The sequence below is a fragment of the Microvirga sp. jy35 genome, assembly GCF_056148915.1.
Genome location: NZ_JBWBEW010000025.1, coordinates 1 through 15,573, shown reverse-complemented (window position 1 = coordinate 15,573; position 15,573 = coordinate 1). Strand labels below are relative to the sequence as shown.

The window sequence follows — 15,573 nt, the reverse complement described above, 5'->3', positions numbered from 1 at the left end:
TCATGTCCATTCATCCCCCTCGCCATTCGAGACGAGCCCCATGAACAGCAGCCCTCCCCTGATCACACCTGCCACCAAGCGGGTCATGAATCTGTCCTACATCCTGCGTCAGGCTGCACGCCGGCACGGCGGGGAAATCGGCTTCGTCTGGGGTGAGAGCACGTGGAGCTGGGCCGAACTAGACAGGCGTGTGGACGCCATGGCGGCGGCGCTTGCCGCAAGAGGCATAAGGAAAGGCGACCGCGTGCTGGTGCAGTCCAAGAACTGCAACCAGATGTTCGAGTCGATGTTCGCCTGCTTTCGGCTCGGTGCCGTCTGGGTGCCGACGAACTTCCGACAGACACCGGACGAAGTCGCCTATTTGGCACAGGCGAGCGGTGCTTCGGCCATGATCTGTCACGGCGACTTTCCCGACCATGCTCAGAAAATATCTGAAGCCGCGCCCGCCGTTCGGTTTCTCATCTCCATCGGCTATTCGGATTTCGGCGAAAACTACGACGATCTCGTCGAACGTCACCTGGAGCAACCGGTGCCGGAAGAGGCCGTGGAGCATGACGATCCGTGCTGGTTCTTCTTCACGTCGGGGACGACAGGTCGTCCGAAGGCCGCCGTCCTGACTCACGGCCAGATGGCCTTCGTGATCACCAACCATCTCTGCGACCTGATGCCGGGCACCACGAACGCCGATGCATCTCTGGTGGTTGCACCTCTATCCCACGGTGCCGGCGTCCATCAGCTCGTACAGGTCGCGCGCGCTGCCAAGACGGTGCTGCTGTCAGGCGAACGCTTCGACGTTGGCGAGGCCTGGAGCCTGGTAGAGAAGTGGCGCATCACGAGCATGTTCACGGTGCCTACCATCCTGAAGCTCCTGACGGAGCACCCCTCGGTCGATGCGCATGATCACTCCTCCCTGCGCTATGTGATCTATGCCGGTGCTCCCATGTACCGGGAGGATCAGAAGCACGCGCTGAAGAAGCTCGGAAAGGTGCTGGTGCAATATTTCGGACTTGGCGAGGTTACCGGCAACATCACCGTGCTGCCTCCCGCACTCCACGATTCGGAAGACGGACCTGATGTGAAGGTGGGAACCTGTGGCTATGAGCGCACCGGCATGCAGGTCTCGATCCAGGATGATCAGGGGACTGAGGTGCCGGCGGGCGTGCCCGGCGAGATCTGCGTCTGCGGGCCAGCTGTCTTCGCCGGCTACTACAACAACCCGGAAGCCAATGCGAAAGCCTTCCGGGACGGCTGGTTCAGGACCGGCGATCTCGGCCACATGGATGAGGACGGCTATCTCTACATCACCGGCCGTGCCTCAGACATGTACATCTCGGGCGGCTCGAACATCTATCCGCGCGAGATCGAGGAGAAGATCCTCACCCACCCGGCTGTTGCCGAAGTCGCGGTGCTGGGCGTGCCTGACAGGACCTGGGGAGAAGCCGGCGTCGCCGTCTGCGCCCTGCGGCAGGATCAGACGCTCAACGAGGGTGAACTCCTCGCCTGGCTCGACGGCAGGATCGCACGCTACAAGCTCCCGAAGCGCGTATTTTTCTGGGATGCCCTGCCGAAATCGGCCTATGGCAAGATCAGCAAGAAGACCATTCGTGAGGAGCTGGAGACAAAAGGCTGCCTCAAGCCCATCGATAGCGCTGAGGTGCCTCCCCAGCAACGATGAACGCCGCGATCCCGCTTCAATGACGTATGCTGGTGAGCGGCCTGGCAGGAGAAGCCAGAGAGCAGGAGAACGCGATGTCCGTGCAGCAAACAGTATTCGTCACAGGCGGAGCTTCAGGGATCGGCTTTGCCATCGCCGAAGCGGCGCTCGTTCAGGGCTGGCACACCATCATCGCGGATCGCGACGAGAGGAACCTCGATCAGAGCCGAAAAGCGCTGGCGCAATCCGGCCAAGCCGTTCAATTCCTTCAGTTGGATATCGCCGATGAAGCAGCAGTGGTGCAAGCGGTGGAGCGATGCGAGGCGCAGATCGGCCCGATCACCGGACTGGTCAACGCCGCCGGTGTCGCGAAGGATGTAGCCGCGCTCGACACCAGCGCCGAGCTGTTCCGCAAGATCCTCGACATCAACGTCGTCGGCAGCTTTGTGACCTCCCGCGAGATCGCCAAGCGGATGTGCGAGCGCGGCAGGGGTGCAATCGTCAATATCGCATCCGTATCCGGTATCCGCGGCAACATCGGCAGGGTCGCCTATGGCGCCTCGAAAGGAGGCGTAATCACAATGACGCAGGTCATGGCCGTGGAGCTTGCAGCTTCGGGGGTGCGCGTCAACGCCATTGCGCCGGGTCCCATCGATACGCCCCTCGTGCGCGAGATTCACACCGACCGGATCCGGGCCGAGTGGATCGAACGCGTTCCTCAGCGGCGATATGGAGAGCCGTCCGAGATCGCCAGCATGGCGATCTTCCTTCTGGACGACGAGAAAGCAGGGTTCGTGACGGGACAGACGATCTGTGTCGATGGCGGATTTACAGCCGCAGGTCTTCTGGGGCAGTGACACGGGACGCTTGTTCCCCATCGTGGAGATATGCGCCCAGGCGAGGCTTTGTCACGCGGATCGGCGTCAGGGGCCAGGCAGGCAGTTCGGAGGCCTAAGCCTCCAGGTCACCACGAATCCCTGCTCGCAGCGATGTCCGGTTTTCCGCTATTGAACAGACGCTACCGCTGATCCGGCTCAATGCCGAACCCGGACTCTCCCAGCGAGGCGCTATCCCGATCGATGGCTCTAGCTGCCTCCGGAGGGCTGGCGCTGGCCCGAAACAAGGGCAAGAGAAGCAATCGCCAGCAACGAGCAGGTCGTCATGATGGCGATCAGCGGCCAGACTGTCGAGCTCAGTGCAGCGCCAACGACGGGAGCGACAAGCGCCCCGAATCCAATCTGGAAGCTTCCGGACAAGCCCGCCGCCGCCCCTGCGAGATCCGGCCTCACGCTCACGGCACCCGCGATGCCACTCGGCAGGACCAGCCCGTTCGCCACACCGATGAAGAGCATCGGACCGAACAGGGCGACCGGGTACAGGAAGCCTGAAGCAATCAGAGCGGCCATGGCCGCGATGCTGGCCAGTGACAGGAGCGTGCCTGCCAGGATCATTCGATTGGGGCCCATTGTCCCTGCAATGCGGCCTGTTGCGAAGTTGCCCAGGATATAGCCGCACGGCACCATGGCAAAATAGAACCCATACTCCGCTGGACTGCGCCCCAGCAGTTCAATCATCACATACGGGGCGCCAGCCAGAAAAGCGAAGAACATGGCCGACACGAAGCTGGTCACCAGTGTGTAGCCCCAGAACTGTCGTGAGCGAAAAAGGCTCCCGTAGCCCTGCAAGAGTTCGCGGGCAGTCTCCCCCGAAGCGCGACTATGGTTTGTTTCGCTGAGCCGCCAATAGGCAAACAAGAGCGCAAGTCCACCGAACCCGATCAGAAATGCGAACGATGCGCGCCATCCATAGAACGTCTCGAGCACACCGCCGATGGTTGGTGCGATCATGGGAGCGACTGCCATGCCCATGGTGACATAGGCGATCATGCTGGCCACTTGGTTGCGCCCATAGAGGTCACGTACGATGGCGCGACTCAGGGTGATCCCGGCGCAACCTCCGATTGCCTGCACGATGCGACCGGAAATAAGAACCCCGATGCTCTGAGCCGACAGGCAAATGGCTGAGCCCGCCACGAACGTCAGAAGTCCGATCAGTAGCACGGGCCGGCGCCCGAACCTGTCCGAGAGTGGCCCGATGATCAACTGGCCTAAGGCCATCGCGCCGAGATAGAGCGACAGGGTCAACTGGATGGTGGTGAAATCGACGCCCAGCGCCCGCGCCATGCCAGGCATGGAGGGCAGGTACATGTTGATCCCGAGGGGGCTCACGGCGGATACGGCGATGAGCAGCGCAATAAAGCCAGGCTTCGGGGTGGGCTGAGCCCCTGCGGCAGTGTGGAGGGTCATAGCTTCAAGATCGTTTCCGGAGGTGCCCTTGGACAGCTTGGCAGATGGGAGAGACATATATTGCACAAGCTGGATCGGATGTAAGGCCGGGACAGTGCTCTGTCTCCTCGTAGGCAACAAGCCTGCTATGCGCACACCACACCTGTCGGCAGCGGTCCCAGATGGAGGCAGCCGACTGCAGGTACTGTGCGGCTCACGGGTCAGGGGATCGGTCGTTTTCCGGCAAATCTGCGTTAGATTCGGTGGTCTGGCGAGACGGATGGAATTATGGGGCTCTGATCGACAGGCTTATCGCCCGGGGATGGCTGGGGCGGGAGGTTCAACTGACCGACCGCGAGACGTTTCTCCAGAGCAGCTACCTGTCGCGCCAGGTTGTCGATAGCGGCCTTGAGAGCAAGAACATCCGCGGCATCCGGAATGGTCGATGTCGCAGCGCCCATCCGAGGGCTGGTCGGCTCCATCCGGCCATTGCCGGGTTCATTGCCAAGGGAAGGCTCCAGCTTTCTCCTGCGAGGCGCCAGAAGACGACGGAACGCCTGCCAGATCAGCCAGAGAACGCATGCCGCCAGAAAGAGTGCAAGCAATGCCGCCGGCAGACTGTCGAACATGGTTGTTGTCATCCCAGTACGTGTTGATGAAGGTATGAGGCAATGCCACAGCAACGCTTATCGTTCCGGAGCCTGGACAATCGGGCTTGTCACACCGAAGTGAGAATGCGTCCGGCGTGCGTCGCATATATCGTTGCTCAACCGAATGCTGGTGACCGCTGATGCTCCCCTCCCCACTTCTCCTGAGTGCCATTGCAATCGAGGGCTATGCTGTCCTCGCGGTGGAACTCCTCGCAATCCGTCAGCTCACCCCCTATGTGGGCAACGCAACCGACACCGTTGCCATCGTCATTGCGGCGGTTCTGCTTCCCCTGGCACTTGGTTACGAGGCTGGCGGTCGGGCCAGTTTTGCCAGTGGCGATGAGGCGGGCGTGCGCCGGCAGCTCACCCGGAACCTGCTGATTGCCGCCCTGCTTCTCAGCCTCGGGCTATCCCATCCCTTTCTGGCCGCCTTTTTCCAGATCCTCGACAGCATTGGTCTCACCCATCGCCTGGTCCAGACTGCCGTCCACACCTCCCTGTTCCTGGTCTATCCAGTCTACCTTCTGGGCCAGTCCATCCCGCTGGTCGCCTATTGCTCAACCGGCGCCAGCCTGCCCCGCTCGACGGGGCTGATGCTCTTCCTGTCCACCCTTGGGTCATTCCTGGGCTCGGTAGTGTCGACCCTGGTGTTCATGACCTTTTTCGGCGTTCACATCACAGTCGCTGTCACTCTTGGGCTTCTGGTCCTTCTTGCAGCCGTCATCGGCTGGCAGATTGAGGATCGCAGGAAGCTTGTCCTCATGGCCGGTGCCCTTGGCCTCTACATCATCGCGATCAACAGTCCCGCGGCAGTCAGGGCCTATGGCATCGTCAGCAACAATCTCTACAGCGAGGTGCGGATCGTACCCAATACGGCCGAGAACAGCCGTCTCCTGGTCATCAACAACAGCCCATCCTCAAAGATCGCTGACCATCCGGAGCACCGCTTTGCGTACCTTAAGTTCATCGACAAGGAGGTTCTCAGGCGGCTCGACACCGACCGGCCGCGCCGCATCCTCGTCATCGGGGCCGGAGGGTTCACCATCGGCCTGGAGGATCGCTTCCATGTCTATACCTATGTAGATATCGATCCTGCCCTGCGAGAAGTGAGCGAAGAGCATTTTCTGCGTCAGCGTCTGTCTCCGAACAAGACTTTCGTGCCTGAATCCGCCCGCGCCTTCCTGCGCCGCAACACTCTAACCTATGATGTTGTGGTGCTCGACGCCTTCACCAACCGGATCAGCCTGCCGCCGGACCTGATCACCCGCGAGGCGTTTGCTGCGGTGAGACAGGCTGTAGCACCGGACGGTCAGGTGGTCATGAACATCATCACATCGCCCGACTTCGCCGATCGGTTCAGCCGCAGCATCGATGCAACGATCCGCAGCGTGTTTCCCTTCGTCACCCGTCAAGTTCTCCCGGAGACGCGAACCGGCAACGTCGCGAGTGTGCTCTATCTTGCGCGCAGGGTCGAGAACGACCCACATGACATTTACACGGATGACCAGAATCGCTCGTTCCTAGACTACTAGCTTGCGTAATCAACCTTCAGCGTCACGCGCGAGCCGATGGCGGACCTTGCCTCTTCTGTCTGCAGCGACAAGCGACTGTGCGTTCTTGCTCACGCGACAGCTCGACTGTCCAGAAATGTCTCGAACAACTGCTCGTGGCCCATCTGGCCGCCTTTGAGCATCACGAGCATCCCATCACGGGATGAGTCATCACTCCGCGCCAGGCTGACGGCCACTCCGTTGCTGATCTGGCTGTGATAGCCAAGACCCCAATATCCGAGTTCGCCGACAATCCGGCTTGATGTGTCCCCGCCGGCTATAGCCAACCGCCGAACCGGACGACGCCTGAGAACCTCATCGACGAGGAAGGCGCTGATCGGTGCCAGATCAGCATCCGCTGAATGAGGAGCATCCCCTGCCTCGGGGGCGGTCGAGAGCATGACATGCCTGCCCTGGGCCAAGGCAGTCGCGGCTTTGTCGATGATCCGTTCGCGATAATCCGTACTCGATAAGACGCTGCCGGGATCCACGGCCATATGTGTGTAGGATCGCGCGGCAGCCACCTGGGTTCTCGTCGTTGGAGAGAGGCTCCCGACAAAAGCAAGCACAGGCCCATCCATCTGTGTCGGTGGATGGCTCACCATCATTCCCTCCTCTTCGAAGAAGGCTTGGGCGACGCTGCTAGGTCCTACGGCCAGCAAGGAGTGCAGCCCGCTTTCCGTTCGGAGCAAGCGTCCGATGGCGTCCACATGCTGCTCGTCGAGCGCATCAAGCAGCACTGCGGAGGATAGTGTGGACAGGCGTTGCCATTCGCCGGCAACGGCTTCTGGATCACCGGCCAGCAAAGGCCAGTGAATCGCCTCTACATCCCCCATGCCGAGAGCGGCAAGATGCTTCCGCAGATCCGCTTCGGTCATCGGGGTTGCCGGATGCCTGCTCATGGTCGGGTGACGATCGAGCCGGAAGACACCTCCTTCGACGCCGAATGACGCGAACAGATTCGAGAAGGCGCAGTATCGACCAAGCGAGGGCTGGCCGCCGACGATGGCAACGGTTCCGTGCGCCACGTATTCACGCAAGATTGCGGCTGCCGCTGCTATGTTCCCGCGCGCGGACGCGCTGTCGAAGGTTGAGCAGCACTTGTAATGCAGGATGCGAACTCTGAGATCGCGGAAGAACGCGCCGACGGGTGCGAGTTCGGCCCGCATCTCGCTCGGTTCCATCGCACGTGCGGCACCTGCAATCCCTACGGCCTCCAGAGGACCGACCTGAGCCAGCTTCTGCGGATCCGGCACCCGCAGGAAGAGAAAGGCACGGCGACCGCGTCGCGCGACTGTGGCGAGGGTATCCGTTGCTCCCGTGAAATCGTCTCCGTACCAGCCATAGGACGGGTTCACCACGGCTTCCGTCCTTCTAGTGCTTCGCGAAGAAGCCGAAGGCTTCCGCAAGTGCGCGATGCTTCGTACGCGCGCTGTCGACGCTTTCGCCAGCCTCCACTGCCCGCCAGGCCTCACGAATGCTCGCGACCCCTTCCGTGGGTCCGCCCGGGTGGGCCATAACCCCGCCGCCTGCCATGAAAAGCAGGTCTGACGTGTTCACGGCGCGATAGGTCTGCTCCACGGTTCCCGCCCACTGACCGGACGAGAACGCCGGCATAACCCGGTCATCAACGTCGCAGAGCGATGTCAAGCAATCCCTGGCGCTCGCCACCACCTCCTCGTCTGGTTGCGCGAACTTTCCACCCAAACCATGAACATGCATGTGGTCGACGCCAGCGAGGCGCCAGAGCGTCTGATAGGCCATGAAACCGATGCCGAGTGCGGGATGGCGCGAGAACGCGCCGTAACCGTTGCGGTGGCCATGGATCACTAGGTCGGTGTCACGTCTCAAGGTCTCGATCGCCGAGAATCCGCACCAGTTCAAACTGGCCATCACGCAGCTTCCACCCGCCCTTGCCACCAGGTCCGCATGGCGTCGCATGGCGTCCGTCTCGTCGGTGATGTTGAAGGCAATCATGACGTGCTTGCCGGTTCGATCCTGATGCCGACGCACGGCAGCCATCACGGCTGGAATGCGGGTAGACAGGGGTGCGTGGACGGGATTGGCCGCGATCTCATCATCCTTGATGAAGTCGAGCCCGGCCGCGCAAAGGCGCTCCACCAGTGATGCGATCTCCTCGGAACGAAGTCCGACATTCGGCTTGATGATTGATCCGACGAGCGCACTCTGAGCCACGCCGGTCATGCGCCGCGTTCCCGCAATGCCGTGCCGGGGCAGCGCATATTGCCTCCTGTAAGAACTAGGCAGTCTAAGAGATTCTAGCCGCAATCCTGTCACTTCGCCGAGATCAAAGAGATTGCCGGCTACGGTCGCGGCAAGCGTGGACAGATTCACGCCGACATTCGCGATCGGAAACCGCACCACCACCTCACCGCGACGTGAGGGAGCTGCCATGCCCTTGCGATCGAGCCAGGAACTGCGGACAGCCGGTTGCGCTACCTCACCCATTTCCCGGATAGAGACAACATTCGCCCGGGCTCGCTCGCGCAGTTCCTCTGTTTCACCTTCGACGCGCGTGAAGGTGCCGCAGGATTGCTCGCCGGCCATCACCTCGGCCACCGCCTCCAGCGGCAGAGGTGTTTCGACGAGATATGTCGCCTCGTAATATGCGTCCGGCATGACGGGCCTCAGAGCCGAGAGAGATCAGGGAACGGCCGGACAGGATCACGCCCATCCCAGCCCTCCGAAGCCTCCCTGATCAGCTGGAACATCTTGCCTTTCGGTCCAGCCACCTCGGACAGCTCGATCACTGTGCCCGGATGGTACTCAGTGTCGAAATAGACGAAGCGGCCGCGCTCGCCGACCTCGCCGCTCATTACGGGAAAAAGACCCTGCTTCATCAGACGCTCAAGATCGGCATCATAGCTTTCCGTCCAGTAGGCGACATGCTGCAGGCCCCGATGACCGGCCTGCTTGAAATCCCGATACATGGAAGGTGCATCGTTGCGGGTCTGAATGAGCTCGATCTGGAGGGGGCCGGAATTGGCCAAAGCAACGGAATTATGCGGATGGTAGCTCTCATTACGATAGGTGTAGTTCTCAATCGGCACGCGTTCCTTGTAGAAGAACGGGCCGATGCCGAGAACACGCGACCAGTAATCCATGGCGGCCTCGATGTCGTCGACAACATAGCCAGCCTGCCTGATCTCTCCGAAAAATCGGCTCATACCTTACCTGCAGATTCGATGAGGACGCGGCTTCTTGAGCCGCGACCGAGGAGAAGGAGGAAGATCCAATGGAAGCCATCGAATCGGACAGCATTCATTATGCGAGCGTTCCGACAACGCTCTCGAGATGGCCCCATGCCTCTGGACCGAACTTCTGCTTCCATTCCTTGTAGAAGCCGGCTTCTCGCAGTTTCGCCCGGAAGCTTTCCGTATCGCACTGGTTGAACGACAGCCCCTTGCTTTGAAGATCGGCCTGTACGGACTCGTTGAGGCCCTTGATGTCCTGCCGCTGCTTCAGGCCCGCCTCGTTGATGGCACGGGAGACGATCTCCTGCACGTCTGCCGGCATGCCTGCCCACTGGCGACCATTGGCGATGAACCAGTAGCCGTCCCAAATGTGGTTCGTGAGCGCACAGGAGGATTGCACCTCATAGAGCTTGGCCACCTGGATGATCGGCAGCGGGTTCTCCTGGGCATCGACGACCTTGGTCTGGAGCGCGGTATAGACCTCGCTGAACTGGAGGCTGGCCGGCGCAGCACCGAGGCCAGAAAACATCGAGATGCTGATCGGGCTGACTGGAACACGGATCTTCAGCCCCTTCATCGAGTCGGCACTCTGGATGGGCGCCCCGCTCGTGGTCATCTGGCGGAATCCGTTGTCCCACATGGTTTCAAGCGCATGCAGCCGCGAATCGGCGATGGCTTTGCGCACGAAGGCCCCGACCGGTCCGTCCATGGCAGCCCAGACCTGGTTGTAGTCCTTGAATGCGAATCCCACGGCGTTGATCGCTGCGACGGGAACGAGAGTTGCGATGACCAGTGCCGACGGGGTGAAAAAGGTCAGAGCGCCGTTGCGCACCTGGGAAAGCATGTCCGTGTCGCCGCCGAGCTGATTGGCGGGAAAGATTTGCATCTCGACGCGCCCGTTCGTCTCCTTCGCAATCCGGTCTGCCGCCTCTTTGGCGCGGATATTGAGGGGATGGCTGAGCGGCAGGTTGTTGCCGTAGCGCAGCGTAATCTCAGCAGCGTGAGCGTAACGCGGGATCGAGAAGAGGCTGACGGCGGCCGGAGCAACTCCGAGGCCCCTGAGAAGCGTCCTTCTGCTGATGGTCATGGCGTATTTTCTCCCGAAAAGTTGTTTTGCTCTTTCCGAATGAAAAAATCAGTCATATTAATGATGTGGTCAAATCAAAATTTTGATGTTTTTTGATGTAACATGATGAGCATTCTCACCCGGATCTCTACTTACAGCCGTCGCACCACTATCGTGGATATCGCGCGACTGGCCGATGTCTCGACCGCCACGGTCGACCGTGTTCTGAACGGACGACAGGGTGTGAAGGAGACGACGGTCAAGCGGGTCATGAAAGCCGCGGCGGAGCTTGGCTATGTGGACGAGAGCGACGAGCGAATCCGTGACGTGCGCCCTCTCGCGGAGATCTCGTTCATACTTCCACAAGGGACCAACCGCTACATTACCATGCTCGGCCGCATGATCAGTGAGATGACCTCGCAGCTGGAGCGCTTCTCAATCAAGCCCACGGTCGAGTACATCGACAGCTTCAATCCTGACCTGCTCGCGAAGGCGCTGCACCGCCACGCCAAGCATGCGGATGGTATTGCCTTCATGGCCATCGAGCATCCGGTGGTACGTGAAGCCGTCAACCGCATCACTGCTGCTGGGAAGCCCGTGGTGACGCTGATCTCCGATTTGGCCAGTCCGACGCGGACAGCGTATTTCGGTCTCGACAACCGGGCTGCAGGGCGCATGGCAGGCTATCTTCTAGCCCGCTTTATTGCTAAGCGTCCCGCCAAGGTTGCCATGATCGCCGGTAGTCTCAGCTACCGCGCGCATGGGGAGCGCGAGATGGGCTTCCTCGACATTCTGCAGGAACTGTATCCGGACATCGACGTGGTCGGCCTGCGCGAAGGGCATGACGACGAGGCGCTCAATTATCGGCAGATGCGAACGTTGCTGTCTCATCATCCAGACCTTGATGGCATCTACAATATCGGGGGTGGCGCTTCTGGCATCGGACGCGCGCTCAAGGATGCCCGGCGCCAGAAGGAGGTGGTCTTCGTCGGCCACGGGCTGACCAGCGACACCCGCGAGTTCCTGCTCGATGGCACGATGGATGCAGTAATCACCCAAAGCGCCGAAGACACCATAGCCAAATGCGCAACCCTGTTCCGCGACCTGCGGGAGGGGCACAGGCTCAACAGCCCGCCTGATCCCATGCGTGTCGAAGTGGTCTTCAGGGAAAATCTGCCCTGACGCCGAGCATCCACAACAGCGAAGAACAAAAGCACCAGAGACAATCAGGGACTATGGAGGAGACAATGACAATGGCAACAGAGAGCATCGGCGTCGGCGAAATCGAAGACATGCCGACCGGTCTGCGAAGTGGGTCGGCACTCCTCAAGCCCATCGAGATCATCGCCTCCATCTTCCTGGTGGTGATCATCGGACTGCTCCTGATGGGGGTGACCTCGCGCTACGTGCTCTCGCTCCCCGTGGTGTGGGTCGACGAGGCCGCCGCCTTCTGCTTCCTCTGGCTAGCCATGCTCGGCGCAGTTATCGCCATCGATCGCAACGAGCATCTTCGCCTGACGCTGTTCCTCAATATGTTCCCGGAAAGAATCCGCGGCTTCTTCGGCGCGCTGGGGCCGCTTCTCGTTGCGGTCTTTCTGATCGGCATGCTGTGGCCTGCCATCGAGTACGTAATCGAGGAATCGTACATCACCTCGGCGGCCCTCAACATTCCCATGAGCTGGCGCGTGGCCGCTCTCCCGGTCGGCATCGGCCTGATGGCGCTCCTGGCTCTCAGGGAAACGGCGCGTGCTGCCAAGGTGTCCGAGATCTCCATGGCAGCGGCTGCAATCGCGGCAACAGGCGCGTTGCTGTGGCTTGCCTCCCCGTCCCTGCCCCCACTCGGCCATATCAACATCCTCATCTTCCTCGTGGGCTTCGTTGCCTTCTTCCTCGCCATCGGCGTGCCGATCGCATTCTGCTTCGGCATCGGCGCGCTCACCTTCCTGACCTTCACCAGCTCTGTGCCAACGATGGTGATGATTGGCCGGATGGACGAGGGGATGTCGAGCCTCATCCTGCTGTCGGTGCCGGTCTTCGTGTTCCTCGGCTGCATCCTCGATGCCACAGGCATGGGCCGGGCCATCGTCGAGTTCCTCGCCTCCCTGCTCGGGCACGTGCGGGCCGGCATGTCCTATGTGCTGCTCGGCTCCCTGTTCCTGGTCTCCGGCATCTCCGGCTCCAAGGTGTCGGACATGGCCACCGTCGCCCCCGCCCTGTTCCCCGAGATGAAGCGGCGCGGCCACAAGCCCAAGGAGATGATCGCCCTGCTGGCCACAGGCGCGGCCATGGCCGATACGGTGCCGCCCTCCATCGTTCTGATCGTGCTCGGCTCGGTGGCCGGCGTGTCCATCGCCGGCCTGTTCACCTCCGGCTTCGTCATCGCCATGGTGCTGCTCCTCGTGCTCGCCATCCTCGCACGCTGGAAGGCCCGCGGCGAGGTCATGGACGGCATCCGCCGCGCTCCCCTTCGGGTAGTGGGCAAGACCCTGGCCGTGGCCGCTCCGGCCCTGGTGCTGCCGTTCCTGATCCGCAGCGCTGTCGGCGGCGGCGTGGCAACAGCCACGGAGGTCTCCACCATCGCGGTGCTCTATGCCCTCATCATCGGCATGGTCCTGTATGGCGGCATCCGCCCGAGCAAGATCTACCAAATGCTCGTCGAGACGGCGGCGCTGAGCGGCGCGATCCTGATCATCCTGGGAACCGCCTCCGCCATGGCGTGGACGCTCACCCAGACCGGCTTCGCCTTCAAGATGGCCGCGATGGTCACCGATCTGCCCGGCGGCTGGATTTCCTATATGCTCGTGACGATTGCCGTGTTCATGGTGCTCGGCTGCGTGCTCGAAGGGCTGCCGGCCATCGTCCTCATGGCGCCAATCATGTTTCCCATCGCCAAGACCCTGGGCATCAACGACATCCACTATTCCATGGTCGTGGTGACGGCCATGAACGTGGGCCTGATGGCGCCGCCCATTGGCATCGGCTTCTACATCGCCTGCAAAATCGGCAACGTCTCGCCGGACGAAGCCATGGGGGCCATCTGGCCCTATATCGGAGCGCTCTTCGTCGGACTTCTCTTCATCGCCATGATCCCGGCGCTCTCGACCGCCTATCTGTAATATCCGATACAGAACAGGCTGGCTGCTGCCTTGGAGCAGCAGCCTTCTACAACAAGGACCGATTTCGAGACTCTTCTCGCGGGCTTTCTGATGAGCCTGACTACCCTATCAACAGATCCTTCAGAGCCCGATCTGGTGCAGCTCACGGGAGCCTGAGAAGGGCCTCGAAACGGTTGTGCAATTTGCACGAACATGAATCAACGGAATGTGCTGAAGCTGCTGCCATGAAAGAAACCCTGTCAAGGTTGGGGTGATCCTTAGCCGATTCCTGCGAGATGTACGCTTTCGCCTGGCAAAACGACCAAAGTCCTGTCTCAACTGGTGCTCCCATGGAAGTTCGCGCGTTGACGATCCAGCGCCACCTCACCTGGAGTTCTTGTGTCCGATACCGGCCTTGCTGAAACCATCAACCAAGTTCCCCTCACCTTTTCCGACTGGCGTCCGCTCCGCCATGTGGAGGACCCGCTTCACAAGGATCTCTCCGCCGTCGCGCGGGCCGGGGATTGTCTCTTTCTCGCCTGCGACGAGACCGCAAGCATTGAGCGCCTCCGTCGCCTGAACGACGGCAGCTTCGGAGATCACCAGCACTACGACCTGGATGCTCTGGTCGACCTTCCTGCTGGCGCGGACGGCGAGATGGACATCGAGGGTCTGTGCGCGGTCGACGGCTATCTCTGGATTGTCGGCTCTCACTCTCGAAAGCGCTCAAAACCCAAGCGTGAGGCGAACGGCGGCTGCGAGGCTCTTCAGAACATGGAAGAGATCGAACGCGAGCCGAACCGCTACTTTCTTGGGCGCATTCCTCTTGTGGAAGAAGCGTCGGGCCTCCTCGCCCCTGCTCGGTCAGAAGGTGAGCGTCAGGCCTCCTGGCTGAAGCTGGGCAAGAACCGGAGCGCTCTTGAGCGGTGGCTTGCGGCCGATCCGCATCTTGGGCCATTTCTGAGCATTCCGTCGAAGGAGAACGGCTTCGATGTTGAAGGGTTGGCGGTGCGGGGAACCCGGGTCTGGCTGGGGATGCGAGGCCCTGTGCTGCGCGGCCATGCGGTGGTGCTCGATCTGGAGCTGAAGCAGAAAGCCCCAGATCGGCTCAAGGCCTGCCGGGTCGATGGGAGGCGGCGCTATCGCAAGCACCTGCTCGATACGCGCGGTCTGGGGATTCGCGACATGCGATTTGCCGGAGATGATCTTCTTCTGCTGGTGGGTCCCACGATGTCCCTGGAAGGACCGGCGTTTGTCTTGCGGTGGCGGGACGCAGCGTATGATGATGAGCCGGGAGTCATCCCATCAGAGCGCATAGAGCTGGTGGCCGAACTGCCCTACCGGCTGCATGTGGATCATCCAGAGGGGCTTGAGCTCTGGCCTGAGGCAGGCGATGGCGCTCTGCTGATCATCTACGATGCCCCGGCCCCGGAGCGGACCGACGCCGAGAGGTTTACAGTGCGAGCTGACGTGATTTGTCCGAGCCCAGCGAAACAAGGCGGAGCCTGAAGGGGGCAGATGCCGGTAGCTCTTCGATACTGAAGGTTGTGAACTGCCGTGTGGATGGCAGGCCGAAAGGAAGTCTGTTGTCCGTTGGCTCCTCCAGCGACGGCGAGCAAGTCGCAGGACAAAAGTGAGCAGTGGAGGCAGAACCTCCACTGCAGATCTTTACAGAATGAAATCGGATCCCTGAGGGGTAATCAGACCCTGATACTTGAGGTGAAACTCCGGCCTCAGATCCGCATCAGTGTTCCCTTCGATCACGGTCACTTCGTCTTCTCTGTCGTGATAGAAGCGCAGCTGTCCAATTTTTGTGAACTCTTCATCGCCAATGAACACGAAGGCCTGATCTCTGGATGCATATTTGTTGGCATCGTACTGGCTGACATCGATGGCGTTCCCGCCGAGCGCGGCCTCCAGGGTCTCATTGACAGAACCCTGGCTGGGCATGGCAGCCGTCTTGCCTTCTACCAACTGCATATTGTCGTAGTTGACGGCCACGGTTTCGGACGAGGCCCTGCGGTAGACCCCCATCTTCAGGTAGCCGCCCTCATCGTC

The 15,573-nt window shown here is 61.0% G+C and carries 12 protein-coding genes and 1 pseudogene; 6 read left to right on the top strand and 7 right to left on the bottom strand.

All coding sequences use genetic code 11. The annotated features are described in order from the left end of the window. Window positions 1-40 precede the first annotated feature (40 nt). Together AC0QTX_RS17595 and AC0QTX_RS17590 are read left to right on the top strand one after the other, a co-directional pair. Window positions 41-1,675 carry an acyl-CoA synthetase gene (locus tag AC0QTX_RS17595; protein ID WP_474605113.1) on the top strand — a complete coding sequence of 545 codons (1,635 nt, stop codon included), beginning with the start codon at window positions 41-43 and terminating at the stop codon, window positions 1,673-1,675. A 74-nt stretch (window positions 1,676-1,749) separates the two neighbouring features. Continuing rightward, entirely contained in the window at window positions 1,750-2,511 is a 762-nt protein-coding gene (locus AC0QTX_RS17590) for an SDR family NAD(P)-dependent oxidoreductase (RefSeq protein ID WP_474605112.1), read from the top strand. A gap of 228 nt (window positions 2,512-2,739) precedes the next feature. On the opposite strand, the gene AC0QTX_RS17585 is transcribed toward AC0QTX_RS17590, so the two are convergent. Together AC0QTX_RS17585 and AC0QTX_RS17580 are read right to left on the bottom strand one after the other, a co-directional pair. Beyond that, a complete protein-coding gene (locus tag AC0QTX_RS17585; RefSeq protein ID WP_474605111.1) occupies window positions 2,740-4,017 on the bottom strand; it encodes a multidrug effflux MFS transporter in 1,278 nt (425 codons plus the stop codon). A 176-nt stretch (window positions 4,018-4,193) separates the two neighbouring features. After that, window positions 4,194-4,568, bottom strand: coding sequence for a hypothetical protein (locus tag AC0QTX_RS17580; protein WP_474605110.1), 375 nt, complete (start codon window positions 4,566-4,568; stop codon window positions 4,194-4,196). 161 nt (window positions 4,569-4,729) lie between these two features. Between AC0QTX_RS17580 and AC0QTX_RS17575 the strand changes: the two genes are divergently transcribed. Continuing rightward, window positions 4,730-6,121, top strand: coding sequence for a fused MFS/spermidine synthase (locus tag AC0QTX_RS17575; protein ID WP_474605109.1), 1,392 nt, complete (start codon window positions 4,730-4,732; stop codon window positions 6,119-6,121). A gap of 89 nt (window positions 6,122-6,210) precedes the next feature. Here the strand turns inward: AC0QTX_RS17575 and AC0QTX_RS17570 are convergent, their stop codons facing one another. From AC0QTX_RS17570 to AC0QTX_RS17555, 4 genes are all read right to left on the bottom strand, one after another. Beyond that, window positions 6,211-7,500: a four-carbon acid sugar kinase family protein gene (locus AC0QTX_RS17570; RefSeq protein ID WP_474605108.1), complete on the bottom strand. Its 1,290-nt coding sequence runs from the start codon at window positions 7,498-7,500 to the stop codon at window positions 6,211-6,213. A gap of 13 nt (window positions 7,501-7,513) precedes the next feature. Further along, window positions 7,514-8,779 (bottom strand): ribulose-bisphosphate carboxylase large subunit family protein, encoded by a 1,266-nt coding sequence (locus AC0QTX_RS17565; RefSeq protein WP_474605107.1) that lies wholly within the window; start codon window positions 8,777-8,779, stop codon window positions 7,514-7,516. 8 nt (window positions 8,780-8,787) lie between these two features. Continuing rightward, window positions 8,788-9,327 carry a VOC family protein gene (locus AC0QTX_RS17560; RefSeq protein WP_474605106.1) on the bottom strand — a complete coding sequence of 180 codons (540 nt, stop codon included), beginning with the start codon at window positions 9,325-9,327 and terminating at the stop codon, window positions 8,788-8,790. Window positions 9,328-9,424: 97 nt separating this feature from the next. After that, window positions 9,425-10,441 (bottom strand): TRAP transporter substrate-binding protein, encoded by a 1,017-nt coding sequence (locus AC0QTX_RS17555; protein WP_474605105.1) that lies wholly within the window; start codon window positions 10,439-10,441, stop codon window positions 9,425-9,427. A 102-nt stretch (window positions 10,442-10,543) separates the two neighbouring features. Between AC0QTX_RS17555 and AC0QTX_RS17550 the strand changes: the two genes are divergently transcribed. From AC0QTX_RS17550 to AC0QTX_RS17540, 3 genes are all read left to right on the top strand, one after another. Next, window positions 10,544-11,602: a LacI family DNA-binding transcriptional regulator gene (locus AC0QTX_RS17550; RefSeq protein WP_474605104.1), complete on the top strand. Its 1,059-nt coding sequence runs from the start codon at window positions 10,544-10,546 to the stop codon at window positions 11,600-11,602. Window positions 11,603-11,673: 71 nt separating this feature from the next. Continuing rightward, window positions 11,674-13,536 carry a TRAP transporter large permease subunit gene (locus tag AC0QTX_RS17545; RefSeq protein WP_474605103.1) on the top strand — a complete coding sequence of 621 codons (1,863 nt, stop codon included), beginning with the start codon at window positions 11,674-11,676 and terminating at the stop codon, window positions 13,534-13,536. Between the two features lie 378 nt (window positions 13,537-13,914). Then, window positions 13,915-15,024, top strand: a complete 1,110-nt coding sequence (locus AC0QTX_RS17540) for a DUF3616 domain-containing protein (RefSeq protein WP_474605102.1) — start codon at window positions 13,915-13,917, stop codon at window positions 15,022-15,024. A 159-nt stretch (window positions 15,025-15,183) separates the two neighbouring features. Here the strand turns inward: AC0QTX_RS17540 and AC0QTX_RS17535 are convergent. Beyond that, window positions 15,184-15,573, bottom strand: a pseudogene (locus AC0QTX_RS17535) (hypothetical protein); the annotation flags it as partial.